At 36.4% G+C, this 16,440-nt stretch carries 15 protein-coding genes; 14 read left to right on the plus strand and 1 reads right to left on the minus strand.

Annotation, left to right across the window (positions count from 1 at the left end):
• Nucleotides 1-56 precede the first annotated feature (56 nt).
• The 14 genes from C5L23_RS04795 (at nucleotide 57) to C5L23_RS04860 (ending at nucleotide 15,447) form a co-directional block, all read left to right on the plus strand.
• On the plus strand, nucleotides 57-1,112 hold the full coding sequence (locus tag C5L23_RS04795; protein WP_133264368.1) for a tRNA dihydrouridine synthase: 1,056 nt from the start codon (nucleotides 57-59) through the stop codon (nucleotides 1,110-1,112).
• A gap of 64 nt (nucleotides 1,113-1,176) precedes the next feature.
• Entirely contained in the window at nucleotides 1,177-2,679 is a 1,503-nt protein-coding gene (gene murE / locus C5L23_RS04800; protein WP_133264369.1) for a UDP-N-acetylmuramyl-tripeptide synthetase, read from the plus strand.
• Between the two features lie 188 nt (nucleotides 2,680-2,867).
• Nucleotides 2,868-3,218, plus strand: coding sequence for a toxin-antitoxin system HicB family antitoxin (locus C5L23_RS04805; RefSeq protein ID WP_010007904.1), 351 nt, complete (start codon nucleotides 2,868-2,870; stop codon nucleotides 3,216-3,218).
• Nucleotides 3,218-4,039, plus strand: a complete 822-nt coding sequence (locus C5L23_RS04810; protein WP_010007903.1) for an SPFH domain-containing protein — start codon at nucleotides 3,218-3,220, stop codon at nucleotides 4,037-4,039. Before C5L23_RS04805 ends, C5L23_RS04810 begins: the two co-directional genes overlap by 1 nt.
• Nucleotides 4,040-4,104: 65 nt before the next feature.
• Nucleotides 4,105-4,374, plus strand: coding sequence for a hypothetical protein (locus C5L23_RS04815; protein ID WP_010007902.1), 270 nt, complete (start codon nucleotides 4,105-4,107; stop codon nucleotides 4,372-4,374).
• Between the two features lie 265 nt (nucleotides 4,375-4,639).
• Complete coding sequence (gene argS, locus C5L23_RS04820) at nucleotides 4,640-6,331, plus strand: arginine--tRNA ligase (RefSeq protein ID WP_133264370.1); 1,692 nt, start codon at nucleotides 4,640-4,642, stop codon at nucleotides 6,329-6,331.
• Nucleotides 6,332-6,362: 31 nt separating this feature from the next.
• Entirely contained in the window at nucleotides 6,363-6,842 is a 480-nt protein-coding gene (locus C5L23_RS04825) for an arginine repressor (protein ID WP_033192916.1), read from the plus strand.
• A 5-nt stretch (nucleotides 6,843-6,847) separates the two neighbouring features.
• Nucleotides 6,848-8,926, plus strand: a complete 2,079-nt coding sequence (locus tag C5L23_RS04830) for a PBP1A family penicillin-binding protein (RefSeq protein WP_010007896.1) — start codon at nucleotides 6,848-6,850, stop codon at nucleotides 8,924-8,926.
• 20 nt (nucleotides 8,927-8,946) lie between these two features.
• On the plus strand, nucleotides 8,947-9,297 hold the full coding sequence (locus tag C5L23_RS04835; protein ID WP_010007895.1) for a YlbF family regulator: 351 nt from the start codon (nucleotides 8,947-8,949) through the stop codon (nucleotides 9,295-9,297).
• A gap of 96 nt (nucleotides 9,298-9,393) precedes the next feature.
• Nucleotides 9,394-9,942, plus strand: coding sequence for a LemA family protein (locus C5L23_RS04840; RefSeq protein WP_010007893.1), 549 nt, complete (start codon nucleotides 9,394-9,396; stop codon nucleotides 9,940-9,942).
• Entirely contained in the window at nucleotides 9,942-10,832 is an 891-nt protein-coding gene (htpX, locus tag C5L23_RS04845; protein WP_010007891.1) for a zinc metalloprotease HtpX, read from the plus strand. The genes C5L23_RS04840 and htpX overlap by 1 nt, the downstream gene beginning before the upstream one ends.
• 92 nt (nucleotides 10,833-10,924) lie before the next feature.
• The gene (locus tag C5L23_RS04850) at nucleotides 10,925-12,100 is read left to right on the plus strand and encodes a metallophosphoesterase family protein (RefSeq protein ID WP_133264371.1); all 1,176 of its coding nucleotides are present in this window, start codon (nucleotides 10,925-10,927) and stop codon (nucleotides 12,098-12,100) included.
• On the plus strand, nucleotides 12,090-14,501 hold the full coding sequence (locus C5L23_RS04855; protein WP_010007885.1) for an ATP-binding protein: 2,412 nt from the start codon (nucleotides 12,090-12,092) through the stop codon (nucleotides 14,499-14,501). The genes C5L23_RS04850 and C5L23_RS04855 overlap by 11 nt, the downstream gene beginning before the upstream one ends.
• Entirely contained in the window at nucleotides 14,494-15,447 is a 954-nt protein-coding gene (locus C5L23_RS04860; RefSeq protein WP_010007882.1) for a 3'-5' exoribonuclease YhaM family protein, read from the plus strand. The genes C5L23_RS04855 and C5L23_RS04860 overlap by 8 nt, the downstream gene beginning before the upstream one ends.
• A 31-nt stretch (nucleotides 15,448-15,478) precedes the next feature.
• Here C5L23_RS04860 and C5L23_RS04865 read toward each other — a convergent pair whose 3' ends face one another.
• Nucleotides 15,479-16,384 (minus strand): peptidylprolyl isomerase, encoded by a 906-nt coding sequence (locus tag C5L23_RS04865; RefSeq protein WP_010007881.1) that lies wholly within the window; start codon nucleotides 16,382-16,384, stop codon nucleotides 15,479-15,481.
• Between the last annotated feature and the right edge of the window lie 56 nt (nucleotides 16,385-16,440).

The following is a 16,440-nucleotide window of genomic DNA, read 5'->3' on the forward strand; positions in this document are numbered from 1 at the left end:
GACTATGTTAAAATTTATTTTATGTATTTACTTGGATTGAGTAAGAAGGAGAAATCATGTCAGCAGCATTTAATCAATCTCAGAGTAGTTATTGGCAACAAATTGTGCAAAACGCACAGAAGGGTCATAACCAAGCTCAAAAAATACCTTTTTTTAGTTTGGCACCAATGGAAGCTGTAACAGATACAATATTTCGCCGAGTAGTCGAAAAAGCAGCTAGTCCAGATGTATACTATACTGAATTTACTAATGCAAGTTCAATGGTCCATCCCAAGGCTAAGTTTTCCGTGCAAGGTCGCTTAGCTTATATGCCTGACGAACAAATACCTGTTGCGCAAATATGGGGATCGCGTCCAGATGATATTGCTGGTGCTGTGAAGTTGTTGCCAGAAATGGGTTATCAAGCGGTTGATTTGAATATGGGATGTCCAGACGGTACGGTGATTAAAAACGGTGGTGGTTCTGATTTGATTCGACATCAAGACCTTGCTTGTGACATTATTTCAGCTGCAAAATCAACACCTTTACCTGTGTCTGTTAAAACACGTTTGGGTTTTAATTCACCATTAGAGTTTCGTGAATGGTTACCGCTTATCCTTAAACAAGACGTTGCAGTATTAACAGTTCATTTGCGTTCGCGTAAAGAAATGTCTAAAGTACCAGCGCATTATGAATATATTGATGAAATATTAGCAATGCGTGATGAGCTAGCACCAAAGACACTGATTCAATTTAATGGTGATATTAAAGATCGACAAGAAGGATTGGCGATTGCTAAAGCACATCCGGGTATTGATGGCATAATGATTGGTAGGGGTATCTTTGAAAATCCCTTTGCTTTTGAAAAGGTGCAACAAAGTCATACATTACGTGAATCTATCGAATTGCTAAAATGTCAATTAACTTTATTTGATGAGGTTAACGCAACGGTAACACCTAAACACTTTGAGGCTTTGAAGCGGTTCTTTAAGATTTATTTGCGTGGCTTTCCCCATGCTTCTGGTTTACGGCAAGCTTTAATGGAAACACATGCAACTGATGAGGTACGTACTATTTTAGATGAAGCAGTTCCTCAGATTGAAACACGTGATTTAGATAAAATAATGGCTTAATTTATCCAAAGCAGTCAACAATTGTACTGCTTTTTTTGATACTATATTTTCAGAGGCGGTTTTTATGCAATTAACATCTAAAAAAATTGAAGCCATACTTAATACACATCAGTTATTAAAAACGGCACCAAAAGGCCAGACATTAACCTTTGACTTTTTGCATTACGATACACGACAGGTTAAACCCAATACATTATTTGTTGTAAAGGGAAATTTCAATCCTAAATATCTTGAAAATGCAGTAGGTATTACGGGAATTGTAACAACTAAGCCCTTAGACATTGATATCCCACAGTGGATTGTCAGTAACACGCAACAAGCACTTTCATTACTTTCAGCGGAATTCTTTGATCGACCACAAGATAAGTTATGGATTGGTGCCATTACGGGAACTAAGGGTAAAACTACAACAGCTTATTTTGCCTATTATATTTTAAAACATGCAACACAGAATCGCACAGCTCTCTTTTCCACTGTTGATCGGATTACAGGACCGCAAGCGAGTGATAAAAAGAAATCTGATTTAACAACGCCAGAATCTTATGAGTTGTTTAAAGATATGCGCCAGGCTGTCGATAATGGTATGACACATCTGATTATGGAAGTGAGTTCGCAGGCCTACTTAAAAGATCGTGTGTATGGCTTACACTTTGACGTTGGAACATTTCTCAATATATCTCCCGATCATATTGGCCCTAATGAACATCCGACATTTGAAGATTATTTAGCACATAAATTAATGTTGTTAGATCACTCTGATACGATTGTGATTAATGACGAAACGGATCATCATGATGAAATATTTTCACATGCAAAGCAAAATCATGAAGCTGGTAAAAGTTTGTATACTTACAGTTCTAATCGTCAAAATCAGGGTGATTATGTTTTTATATCAAACGATAGCGCTATTCATGAAAGTCATTTTACAGTTTCCGAGCAACATAAAGTTGAGCAACTATCAGAAATTATCGGACATTATCGGTTAAACATACCGGGGGATTTTAATGAAAGTAATGCATTAGCAGCGCTCATGATTGCTGGATTTGCTGGTGCTAAGCATCAAGATATGGTGCAAGGGTTAGACGAAGTATTTATTCCAGGACGAATGTTAAGCATGCCAATTCCAAGTCATGGTGTTGCTTTTGTTGATTATGCCCATAATTATGCTTCGATGCATGCCTTATTGAGTTTTGCCCAAAGTAAATATCCAACTGGTAAAGTCATTGTTGTTGTGGGATCACCTGGTAATAAAGGGGTGAGCCGACGTGCAGATTTTGGAAAAGTAATCGGTGAATTAGCTGATGTTGTCTTTTTGACTGCTGATGATCCGCAATATGAAGATCCAGCTGATATTGCTAATGAAATTGCGTGCCATATTAATAATGATCATGTTGTTGTTCATTTTGAAATGGATCGTATTAAAGCAATTCATGCAGCCATTGCTTCAGCAGGGGAACAAGATATTGTCATTGTTGCGGGCAAGGGTGAAGATCCGTATCAGAAAATTAATGGCCAAGATGTACCATATATTGGTGATTATGCTGTTGTGAAGCAGTTGACTTTTTAAATATATAGAAGCGTGATTTACGATAGTTATTATGGTCAGCATCGTATATTAAATTAATGTATAGTGAGGCTGCTATTTTAATAACTGAATATCAATATTGCATTGTAAAGTAAGCCGTTAGGCTTATTTTTTATTACAAATAATCATATTTATATACCATAATGATATTTATGTGATATCATTAAGATATGAAAGATAAAGATACAACTAAATCAGGGCATATTCCGTTGCGTATTGATCCCGCATTACATGAAGAGATTGCACGGCGTGCGGCTTTGGAAAATCGCTCGGTGAATAATTTTTTGCAACAAGTGATTGTGGATGGGTTAAAACCGCAGTCATTTGAAGATCGGCAATTTGTAGGGCAAGCAGTGCATGGCGAAAATATTGATTTAGAAAGTCGATTGGTTAAGGTAGCTGGTATTTATTATCGTTATTTAATCGATAATGCAGATGAGGCAAAGCATGACGCTGAATATGTCATTATTGAATCGAACGGTAACATATTGACACTACGGGAGATTAAGGAGAGTAATTGATGTTATTTTTTAAGATAGTACCTCAAAACAACGTCGGATTAAGAGAACAACTGGGGAAGTACAAATTACGCCAAGATGCGGGATTACATTTTTACGTGCCGTTTATTCAACGTATTCGCAATGTTAGTTTGGCTATGCGGCCGTTGCGTTTACCTGATTATTCTGTGATTACAGCTGATAATGCAGATATCAAGGCGAGTGTGACATTGAATTATCACGTGACTGAACCTGTTAAGTATATGTACGAAAACACGGACTCTGTTGAATCAATGGCACAATTAGTGCGTGGTCACTTGCGTGATATTATTGGACGTATGGAACTGAATGAAGCGTTGGGATCAACGACAAAAATTAATATCCAATTAGCTGAGGCGATTGGTGATTTAACGAATACATATGGTATTAACGTCGATCGAATCAATATTGATGAATTACGACCATCACCACAAATTCAACAAGCAATGGACAAACAATTAACAGCTGATCGTGAACGTGTTGCAGCGATTGCTAAAGCCCAAGGAGAAGCACGCTCAATTGATTTGACAGTAAAGGCTAAGAATGATGCCTTAATTGCGACTGCTAAAGCTGAAGCTGATGCAACAAAGACGCGTGCCGATGCAGAACGTTATCGTATTGATACTGTTCAGGCCGGTTTACGTAATGCAGATGACAAATACTTCCAAAACCAATCAATCAATGCGTTCTCTGATTTAGCCAATGCACCAACTAATATGGTTGTTGTAGATGGTAAAGATATGGCAACATTAGGTCAAATCCCAGTCGTTGGTGAATTATTGCAGCGTGGTAAATCAGCACGCTAATTTTGCTTTTTTGTACTAAAATTGCTATAATTAGTCGTTAATGCACAGTTTAATTGGAGGCAGACATGTCAGAAGAAGTAGAAAATAACTCTGGATTTAATATCGGGGACATCTTGTTAGCGCCAGCCTATGGTAACTTAGAAAAGCCATTTACTGGTGAAGTTGAGAAGATTTACGAAAATTCTTTGCTTGTGGTTATCACTGAAAATGATCCAGAAGATCAGCCCACAGTCAATGAGATGAATCATCGTGCAGTGGTTAAGATGAGCGATGTAGAAGTGATTAAAAAAGCACCTGCTGAGGCGACTCAACCAAAGGCTGATGATAATCAATAATATCAGGTCATCATTAGTTTGTATTTTAAATAAATGCAATGCTAGGAAACAAACAATGCGTACGTAACCGTCACTGAAGCGTGCTTTGAGATAATTTGAATGAAATGACGCTTGAGCATTGTCTCGCTTCTTGTTTTGTAAAGGACAAGGAGCGATTTTTATTAGGTTATTAAAACGATATAGATTATTGTTTGCATCTTAATGTGTGTCAATTTTTAAAAGTGTATAATGTATTGAAATTTATTAGAATAATAGGATTTATAGAATGATTGGACAACAAAAAATTATTGCTGCGTTGGCAGACGTATTACCCGATTTAAACACAGCAACAATAGCTGAAAAATTGGAAGCACCAAAATCATCTCAATTAGGAGATGTAGCATTTCCGACATTTACATTAGCTAAAGCATTACGCAAAGCACCACAACAAATTGCGGCTGATATTGTAGCAACAATTAATCAAGAAGGTTTTGAGAAGATTGTTGCTACAGGCCCATATGTTAATTTCTTTTTGGATAAGGTATCTACATCTCAGGATATTTTAAGTGATGTTTTATCAAAAAAGAACACATTTGGTGATAATAATGATGGACAAACAGCAAATATCACAATTGATATGTCATCACCAAATATTGCAAAGCCAATGTCTATGGGACACTTGCGTTCAACAGTGATTGGGAATGCATTAGCTAATATCACTCAGAAGAATGGCTACCAACCAGTTAAAATTAATCATTTAGGTGATTGGGGAACACAGTTTGGTAAGCTGATTTATGCTTATAAAACATGGGGTTCAGAAGAAGAAGTGAAGTCTGATCCAATTGCGACTTTACTACGTTACTATGTTGAATTTCATGAAAAAGCTAAGGCTGATGAATCATTAAATGATGAAGGTCGTGCTTGGTTCAAAAAATTAGAAGATGGTGACGCTGAGGCCCACGAATTGTGGCAGTGGTTCCGTAATGAATCTTTAAAGGAATTTACGGAAATATATGATCGTTTAGATATTCAATTTGATTCTTTTAACGGCGAAGCTTTTTATAATGATAAAATGACACAAGTCGTAGATTTGTTAAATGAAAAACAGTTGTTAGTTGAAAGTCAAGGTGCACAAATTGTTGATTTGTCAACAGTTGATGAAAATCTAACACCAGCAATGATTAAACGTTCAGATGGTGCAACACTATATATGACACGTGATTTAGCTGCTGCATTATACCGTAAGAATACATACAATTTTGCTAAAAGTTTATATGTTGTGGGTGGCGAACAGCGTGAACATTTCCGTCAGATGAAAGCTGTTTTGTCATTGCTGGGATTTGAATGGGCAGATGATGTTGAACATATTGCGTTTGGCTTGATTACATTCAACGGTAAAAAGATGTCAACACGAAAAGGTGATGTTGTTTTACTTAAAGATGTATTAGATGATGCGCATGAGTTAGCTTTGAAGCAAATTCAAGAAAAAAATCCAACGTTGGCTAATAAAGATGAAGTAGCTGAAAAAGTTGGTGCAGGCGCAGTGGTATTCCACGATTTAATGAATGATCGAACAAATAATTTTGACTTTAGTTTAGAAGAAGTTGTGCGTTTTGAAGGCGACACTGGTCCTTATGTTCAGTATACGCGTGCACGTGCATTGTCTATTTTGCGTAAGGCACAGCAAGAGGTTGATATGGCATCGTTGAGCCTAGACGATCAAGCAACTTGGGATGTTGTGACGAGTTTAGGTCAATTCCCAACAGTTGTTCGTCAGGCCTGGCAACGACGAGAGCCAAGTATTATTGCTAAATACGCTTTGCATTTATCACGTGCTTTTAATAAGTATTATGCTAATTCTCGTATTTTAAACGAGGATGATCAGTTGAATGCACGTCTAGCACTGGTTAACAGTGTGGCAATAGTTCTGGAAGAAAGCTTACGCTTATTAGGTGTTAAAGCACCTGAAGAAATGTAATCATGCATTAAGCGGTATGTAGGAGGTTCAAATTTTGACCAAATCAGAACGACAACAATTGATTTTACAATTAATTGATGAACAAAGTATTGGTAGTCAAGAAGAATTATTGACTGCATTAATTGAAAAAGGATATAAAACAACGCAAACAACGATTTCGCGTGATATCCGTGCGCTAAATATTGTACGATCTAAAGATAGTCTAGGTAATCTACGTTATCAGGTGTTACGCCAGAGTGATGTAGAAACACCTGACGTCATTGAAACAGAAGCAATCGAAACGGCAATTAGTGAATATGCTGTAAAAATGACACATATTCAATTTATGATTGTTATTAAAACAACTGATTCTAGTGGTAATGTTTTGGCCGGTGTATTGGATGATGCTCATTTACCAGAAATAGTTGGGACATTAGCAGGATTTGACACAATCTATGTGACAAGTCACGATGAGCAAGAAGCGAAAACACTTTACAACAAGTGGTTGCCTTATTTGGCACAACATGAGTGAGTATTATGAAACAGTTGGGACGTGGATTTAAATCAGTTATGCAAGGTGGATGGCGACGATTGAGACCGATTTGGCGACGCTGGCAAATTGGGCGAGCCTTAATTGCGTTATTCTTGACGGTATTTCTGGCAGCTAGCGTTTATCTAATTGCAATTGCCAAGACCTCACGTGTTGAAAATTTACAAGCTACATTATCGCAAACCACGAATGTGTATGATGATAATGGTGCTAAAGCCGGTGAATTATATTCTCAAAAAGGGTCATATGTGAAGTATAATGATATTTCCCAAAACATGAGAGATGCCGTGTTATCTGTTGAAGATCGTAATTTTTATCACGAACACGGTTTTTCAATTAGAGGACTAGCACGCGCGGCAGTATCACTTGTTAAGAATCGACTAACAGGTTCTCAAGCCATATCTGGTGGTGGCTCAACACTAACGCAGCAGTTAGTTAAAAACGCCTACTTGAGTCAAGATCAGACGTTTAAACGAAAAGCCAAAGAACTGTTCTTATCCATGCAAGTTGAACAGATTTATTCTAAAAATGAAATTTTTACAATGTATCTGAACAATGCTTGGTTTGGAAACGGTGTTTGGGGTGTTGAAGATGCTTCACAAAAATACTTTGGCGTGCATGCTAGTCAATTAACGACATCACAAGCAGCTACGCTTGCTGGCATGCTGACGAATCCGAGTGGTTATAATCCGATTGATAATCCACAACGATCTAAATTACGACGTAATTTGGTATTGTCAACAATGGTTGAGAATAAAAAATTAACACAGGCACAAGCTAATCAGGCCAAATCAGCAGCAATTGTTCTGAATGATACTTATGATGATTCTGGTAATTATAAGTATCCTTGGTTCTTTGATGCAGTTATTGATGAAGCGATTAATATGTATGGCTTAAGTGAAAAAGACGTCATGAATCGGGGCTATAAAATTTATACAACCCTAAATCAAACAGATCAAACCAATCTGCAAGACGATTATCAACAGAATGCACTATTTTCTAATCAGGATGATGCTCAGGCTGCTTCGGTAATTTTAAATGCACAGACAGGTGGTGTGCGAGCTGTCATAGGTGGTCGTGAAGAAAATCATACATTTAGAGGTTTCAATCGTGCGGTTCAATCGCGTCGTCAACCAGGATCATCCATTAAACCGATTGTTGTTTATGCACCAGCATTGCAACGTGGCTATACCATTAATTCTCAATTACCAAACCACAAAATGAATTTTGGGACGAATAAGTATTCACCTAATAACGCGCTAAATGTTGAAACAGGTGAGGTGCCAATGTATTCCGCTTTAGCAAACTCCTACAATATTCCTGCTGTTTATCTTTTGAATAAGATGGGTGTGAATGTTGGATATGAAAGCGCGCAAAAGTTTGGATTACCAGTGACCAAGAAAGATAAAAACTTAGCCTTAGCCTTAGGTGGTTTGTCGGGTGGGGTATCACCACAACAGATGGCTCAAGCGTATACGGCTTTTGCTAATGATGGCGTAATGAGTGAGGCACACTATATTACTAAGATTGTAGATGCAACAGGTAAAACCATTGTTAACAATACTAAAGCAACGCAAAAGCGTGTCATTAGTTCGAAGGTTGCAGATAATATGACACGAATGATGCTTGGGACGTATACTAATGGTACAGGAGTTGGCGCATCACCAGCCGGCTATACGATTGCTGGTAAAACGGGAACAACTGAAGATCCGACGAACACAGAGTCTGAGTATACATCAAAGGATTCTTGGGTTATTGGCTATACCAAAGATATTGTTGCAGCCAGTTGGATGGGATTTGATTCTGATAAGAAGGGGCAATGGTTGCCAATTGGATTAACATCAACTATTGGGCCTCTAGCCAAAACTTATATGGAACAGATATTACCCAATACGGATCAAACAAGTTTTGATGTGACGAATCCGAATGTGACAACAAAAAGCAATAGTAGTAGTTCAAGTAATAATTGGAAAAAATTCCAAGATAATTTTAATAATGGTGTCGATAAAGCAGTTGACGAAGCCGGCAAAGCTTGGGATACTATTAAAGGATTATTTAATCGCTAAAAACAAGAAAGAGGCATTATATGATTAATATTTATGATAACGCTAATGAAATGGCAACAGCATTACAAAAAACAACCCAGTATACTGAATGGGAAGATGCTTTTAAAGCAGTGCAAAATGATGAAACATCAAAAGTATTATTTGCACAATTTCAAAACATCCAAATGACAGTACAACAAATGATGCAGTCTCAAGAACAACCAACTGCTGATCAGGAAAAAGAATGGGATGCAGTTGCCAACCAAGTGCAAAAGAACACTTTAATTAGTGAGTTGATGTCAAAGGAACAGGCATTGAATAGTTTACTTGGTGAGTTAAATGATTTGGTAACAAAGCCAATCTCACAGGCATACGCTAATCTTAAGAAGTAAGTATTAAAGGGGTCGAAACGCTAGTTTTGACTCTTTTTATAGCGGTTAACTTTATTTTCACGTATAATATAATGTAATTTAAGAAAGAGGTAAATTATGACATTGTGGATAATTATAGCCATTGTTGTTGTCATAGCCTTTGTATGGATTGTCACATATAACGGATTAGTTACAGCAAGAATGCGCACTCAAGAAGCTTGGAGTCAAATTGATGTCCAACTTAAGCGCCGGAATGATTTAATTCCTAATTTGGTCAACACCGTCAAAGGATATGCCAAGCATGAAAGCGAAACCTTAGAAAAGGTCACACGTCTTCGTCAAGATGTTGCGGCTGCTGCTAACCCTCAAGAAGCAATGGCAGCTTCTAATGAGCTAAGTGGTGTACTTTCTGGCTTCTTTGCTCGTGCAGAAGCTTATCCAGATTTAAAAGCCAATACAAATTTTAACAAGCTTCAAGAAGAGCTAACCAATACTGAAAACAAGATTGCTTATTCTCGCCAACTTTTCAATACAACAACTGCCACATATAATACGAAATTACAGTCGTTCCCAAGTAACATGGTAGCGAAGGTACATCATTTTCAACCTAGTGAATTTTTGCAGGTTCCTGAGGCTGAAAAAGAAGTACCTAAAGTTGAATTTTAATGTTATTTGAACAAATACAATCCAATAAGCGAAAAACGATTGTCTTGTTAGTGGCCTTCATTATTTTTGTGGCAATTGTTGGCGCTGCTGTTGGTTATCTCCTTTGGCGATCGTTGGAATTTGGTATTATTGCTGGTATCATCATTGCTGTTATTTATATGACCATTATGATTAGTAATTCAACCAGTGTTGTTATGGCGATGAATAATGCGCATGAGATTACCAGTTCTGATCAATCACCCGAATTATGGCATACAGTTGAAGATATGGCGATGGTTGCTCAGGTGCCAATGCCGCGTGTCTTTATTATTGATGACCAAAGTCCTAATGCCTTTGCTACGGGGAATAACCCACAAAAATCAGCTGTTGCAGCAACGACAGGATTATTGAGCACTATGAATCGTAGTGAATTAGAGGGTGTTATTGGACATGAAATTAGCCACATACGAAACTATGATATTAGAATATCAACTATCGCGTTGGCTTTATCAGCTGCTATTACCTTTTTAGTGAACATGGGATCTAACTGGTGGTTATGGGGTAGTGGCGATCGTCGTGATAATAACCGAGAAGGTGGCGGCGGTTTGCAAATTATTCTTATTGTGTTCTCTATTGTCATTATGATATTGGCACCATTAGCAGCGGCTGCAGTACAAATGGCAATATCACGTAATCGTGAATACCTAGCAGATGCTAGTAGTGTGGCGCTTACACGAAACCCTCAGGGACTAATTAGTGCTTTAGAAAAATTAGGGCGCGCACGGCCAATGAAAGATGTCGATTCAGCTTCAGCGGCACTTTATATTAGTAATCCGCTTAAAAATAAGCAACATTTATTTGACACACATCCGCCTTTAGAAGAACGGATAGCTCGATTAGAAAAAATGTAAAAAACTGCGATTATTCGCGGTTTTTTTATTGAGCTAATAACCTGAAATCGATATAATTTAACTAACGAACATTTGTTCAAGATGAGGGTGAAATGAAATTTATACATGCAGGTGATGTTCATTTAGGTAATCCATTTTCTGGATTGGATCAACAATTACCATATGAATTAAAAAAACAAATACAAAATGCCACAATTACGGCTTTTACAACCATGATCGATCAAGCAATCAATTCAGCAGTTGACTTTATTTTATTGCCTGGTGATTTATATAATTCAACACAAACGAGTCCGATTATTCAAGATGTCGTGAGTACTCAGTTTGAGAGATTAAATACAGCTAAAATTGCTGTTTATCTTAGTTTTGGTAATCATGATTTTGCAGCTGATACGCAGCCTCATTTACCATGGCCAGATAATGTTCATGTTTTTAATCAGGATGTCCATACTTATCAACTGTCAACCCAGGATGATAAATTAGTTGCCATTACTGGCTTTAGTTATCAAACGCAAAGACAAACCAAAGGATTAGCAGGTGATTTTCCTATACGCGATCGGCAGGTTGATTATCATATTGGTATGTATCATGGTACGGTTGGTACCGAAGGTGATGCGTATGCACCATTTAATGTGAGTGATATGTTAGCCAAACGTTATGATTATTGGGCCCTAGGGCATATTCATGTTAGACAAACTTTAAATCAAGTCCCTTTCATTGGCTATTCTGGTAACATGCAAGGCCTTAATCGTAAAGAAACCGGTGAAAAAGGTTATTATTTGGTTGAAGAAAACAATCAACAATTAATACCACATTTTGTACCGGTAGCACCAATTTTATGGGATACACTGTGCATTGATGAAATGAGTAGTGAAGATGAACTCATTCAATATTTAGCAACATTTCCTAGAGAAAAAATGACATTATTATCTGTCATCATTCAGGCCAATCATTTACCAGAAAGCTTTAAACAACGACTATACAGTCATATTATTTTAGATAAATTAAGACAAGAAGAGCTGGATCGGATTTGGGTTGTGAAATTAATTTATAATCCAAAAGACGTATTATCTTTTACAGATAATATTGACCAGCAATATTGGCAAGAGGCTTTTAATGAAATTGATCATCATTTTCGAATTGATGATTATCTTTCAAATCAAGTCCCAACTGATATCCGTGAATTTTTTCTTGATGGCGTGGGGATGGATAGTATCAAAATAAGAATGAAACAAATAATTGAAGAAAGACGTCAAAACCATGAGGATTAAAGCAATAGAAATTATTGGGTTCGGACGTTGGTCAAAGCAAAATTTTTTAGTGGATCGTCAATTACAGGTATTCACTGGTCCGAATGAATCGGGAAAATCAACAATTCGTGCCTTCATCGTTGGTGTCTTATTTGGTTATCCAAGTAAGAAAGCGCATCAAAATCTTTATACACCAAAGGATGGTAGTCAATATGGCGGTAGCTTAGTTATTGAAGCTGATCATCAAGATTTCCGTATCACCAGGATTGGTCGTACTAAAACGACATTGAAAATTCAAAATTTAACAGCAAATCAGGAAGTTGTTAGCCCAGAAAAATGGCTGTCAGAGCAACTTTCACCATTAACACGAGAAACATTTGATCATATTTTTAATTTTGATCAACGTGATTTAAACCGCATTGAAACATTAACAGAGTTAGATTTTCAGAAATTATTACTCAATATTGGTGCTGTGGGGAGTACACAATGGATAGATGTTGGACAAAATTTAGATAAGGCAGCTGATAAATTATTTGCTAAGCGATCAACTAAACGACCTATTAATCAAGAGATGCAACATTATCGTACAACGCAAAAAACACTTGAAAGTAAAAGCGAGGACTTGGTAGCTTATACAGCATTACAAAATAAAATTGATGATACGAATCAAGCAATCAAAAAACAGCAAAATAAAGTAAAATTGGCAGATCAACAGTATCAAAATCAATATTTATTGTTACAAAAATATGATTTATTTTATCAATTACAGCAATTACGTCAAAAAATAGCACGTTTGAAAGCGATACCGATTATTTCTCAGAATGATGTCAGCCAAGCGCAATCGTTGGACTTACAAATTAATCATTTACAAGCAGGCATTGATCGAGAAAAGAAGGCACTGAATATAACGAAAAAGCCTAAAAATAGTGATCTTGATTATGATCAATTACGCTTGATGTTATTACAAATACAGACTGATGTTCAAGATTATCATCAAACTGAAAGACAGCAAGAGGAAATTTTGACAGCAATTGAAGACATTGAACGTCAATTTTCAGATGAAGTACCTAGTGTATTGTCAACAGAACAGCAACAACAATTGACGCATGGCTATAATCGTAAGTTATGGTGGTTAACTGGCATATTTGGTGTGTTAGGTGCAGCTAGCTTCATATTTAATCCATACTTTGCCATAATTTTATTAGTATTGGCAGTGGGATCTGGCAGTTATTTTTGGCAAACACAAAAGAAACACCAGCAGCAAATCAATCATATTCTAAAAGCCTATGCGCCGTTAAACCAACAGCAAATATTAGATATACAACTCGATTTAAAGCAACTGCCACAGCTCGATGAAAAGCTTGATCAATGTGATAATTTAATTGATAGTCAGCGCTTTGCTATCGAACAAAGGTTGAATGCTGTACAAGATAGTATTGAAACGCATTATGAAAATGAACGACCTGAAATATTGATTAACCAGTTATTAAATGAATTGCAGAAACGTCAAATTGAAGAACAAAATGAAGCGGCATTATCAGCAACACATGAAAATGAGCGCTTAATGAGCATACAATTGCAACAGTCAACGCTACAAAAAAGAAAAGATGATTTATCAGAATTATTACATCAATATAAACTTGTCGATGTCAACGAACTATTAGTGCAATATAAGGCGTCTCAAGAACAGCAACAACAACAGCAACGTCTTGTTGATTTAAATAGTCAAATCACGGTTGAAGAACAACAGATACTCAGTCGCTATGATGATAAAATGGCTTTGTCTCAAAATATTGATCATCTAAAGCAAGGGGTACAAAAAGAGCGAACTATATTATCTGATTTACAGCGACAACTTGCACAGCAGCAAGCTAATCAAGCAAGACTAACGAGTGATGATGAATTTATGTCGTTACAGCAAGAAGTAGCCAATCAAAAGACCGCAATTTTAGATGATTTTACGGAATATTTGGCCTTGAAATTAAGCTCAAATTGGATTGATCAAGCACTTTCTAAAGCATCACAGAATCGTTTCCCAAAAATGTTAGAGAAAGCAACATACTTTTTTGAGATACTCACACAGCATAAATATAATAAAATTATTTTTGATGATCATAAAATTATGGTAATGGTAAAACAGACTAATGTTGCTTTTGAGATGATTGAATTATCTACTGGTGCACGTGAACAACTATATGTCGCATTACGGTTAGCACTTGCATTCGTCATTAATGATATTATACAAATGCCAATATTGATTGATGATAGTTTTGTTAATTTTGACGGTCAACGCAAGGCAAGCATTCTTAACATGCTAATGCATGAGATTAATGGACAACAAGTGCTGTATTGGACAACAGAAGCTACGATGTTTGATACCAAAAATATTTGTAATTTAACGAAGGACGTTACTTATGGCTAAATTAATTCAAGAATATATGGATGGGGATACTGTTGATAGTTTTGTACTAATCAAGAATGCTGATGTGCGTTTAACAAAGAATGGTAAAACTTATTTGAGTTTAGTGTTTTCAGATCGTTCTGATAATATTTCAGGTAACTTATGGGATGCAAGTGACGATCAAGTTGCACAATTTATTCCTGGTAAAATCGTAAAATTAGAGGGGAAACGGAGTAGCTATCGTGAACAACCTCAGATACAAATTACGCATTTACGTTTAGCCAATCAACCGGGGGAACCGGATAATCCTGGTGATTTCATGCAACATGCACCTATTAAAGAAGTTGAATTGCAAAATGAATTAAATGATTATGTTTTAGCAGTAACACAACCAATGTGGAATCGATTGATTCGTAAGCTCTTTACAGATTATCATGATCAATTTTTACGTTATCCGGCCGCTAAAAGTAATCATCATGCGTTTGCGGGTGGGTTATCGTATCATTCTCTTTCAATTGCACGACTAGCAAATGGTGTTGTTGCACAATATCCGCAAATTAATAAATCATTATTATTAGCAGGAGCGTTATTGCATGATTTAGGAAAAGTTTTAGAGTTGAGCGGACCAGTTGCGACACAATACACTGTGCCAGGTAATTTAATAGGGCACATCACATTATTAGATGAGCAAGTTGTCCTGGCAGCTCGAGAATTGAATTTTGATATAGAAGACGAAAATATGATTCTGCTACGTCATGTTATTTTAGCGCATCATGGTTTACTTGAATATGGTTCACCAGTAAGGCCAATGATTATGGAAGCAGAAGTATTGCATCGATTAGATGAGCTTGATGCTAGTATTGAAATGATGAGCGCCGCATTGGATAAAACAGAAACTGGACATTTTTCGGACAGAATTTTTGGATTAGACAATCGTCATTTTTATAAACCAAATTTAGAACAGTAAAAAAACGTTCATTATTTGAACGTTTTTTATTTTACTTATTATTTGATGAAATACCAGCAGTGAGATAAGTGTTAAGTGAACTCTTAAGATCACTATCCTTAACAGAAACATCTGCCTTACGAAGAATCTTACCGATAATCGCTTGTACCTTAGAAGTATTATCAGAACTATTCATGAATTCTGTAATAATTTGTTCTGTTAACTTACTACGTAGGCTATTTAAGCTTGGCTTATCTGTCTTCTTTTCGAGTTTAAGGAGATAATAATTACCACTAGAATCGGAAGTAACAGCATAATCACCAACTTTGTTTAACTTGAACGCAGCATTTTGAATGGAACTGTCAACGCTAGTGCTGGTAGAATCGAAAGCTGAAATTTTACCTGTTGTTGACTTGTAGGTACTGTCTGTCGAGTATTTCTTATAAACTTCTGACCAGCTTTTGCCATCTTTAATATCATTGGCAGCATTTTTAGCATTCTCTTCATTCTTAGCTTTTAGCATTGAAATCGTAACTGCTGGCTTATAATCATCGTAAGCTTTTTTAATTTGCTTTTCTGTCACATTATAATTTGCTTTAATGGCAGCTTTAGTTAATAAATTATTTCTCAAACTATCCTTGAGCTGCTTCTCAGTCATATTATTAGAAGCTAATACTTCTTTAAAAGATGAGCCATACTGTGACTTTTGAGCTTCAAAAGCACTATCAACATCTGCTTTAGAGACGTTGTCACCGTACTTGTCTTCAAGCACTTTATTAATCACCATTTTAGCGAATTCCTGCTTACCAGCTGAAGATTTCTTGATTTGATTGTAGAAATCTTTTTCAGTGATTTTACCAGCTGTAGAAGTGGCTAATGTTTTAGATGAGTTAACAGATAAGAAGACCATACCACCAACAAAAATGACAACGAGTAGGCCCCATATAAATTTACGCATAAATTATAGTTTTTCCTTTTCAAAATTATAGTATCGCTAACCAGTGTAACATATTA

Origin of the sequence: Leuconostoc fallax, assembly GCF_004354645.1 — a bacterium.
Lineage (GTDB): Bacteria > Bacillota > Bacilli > Lactobacillales > Lactobacillaceae > Leuconostoc_B > Leuconostoc_B fallax.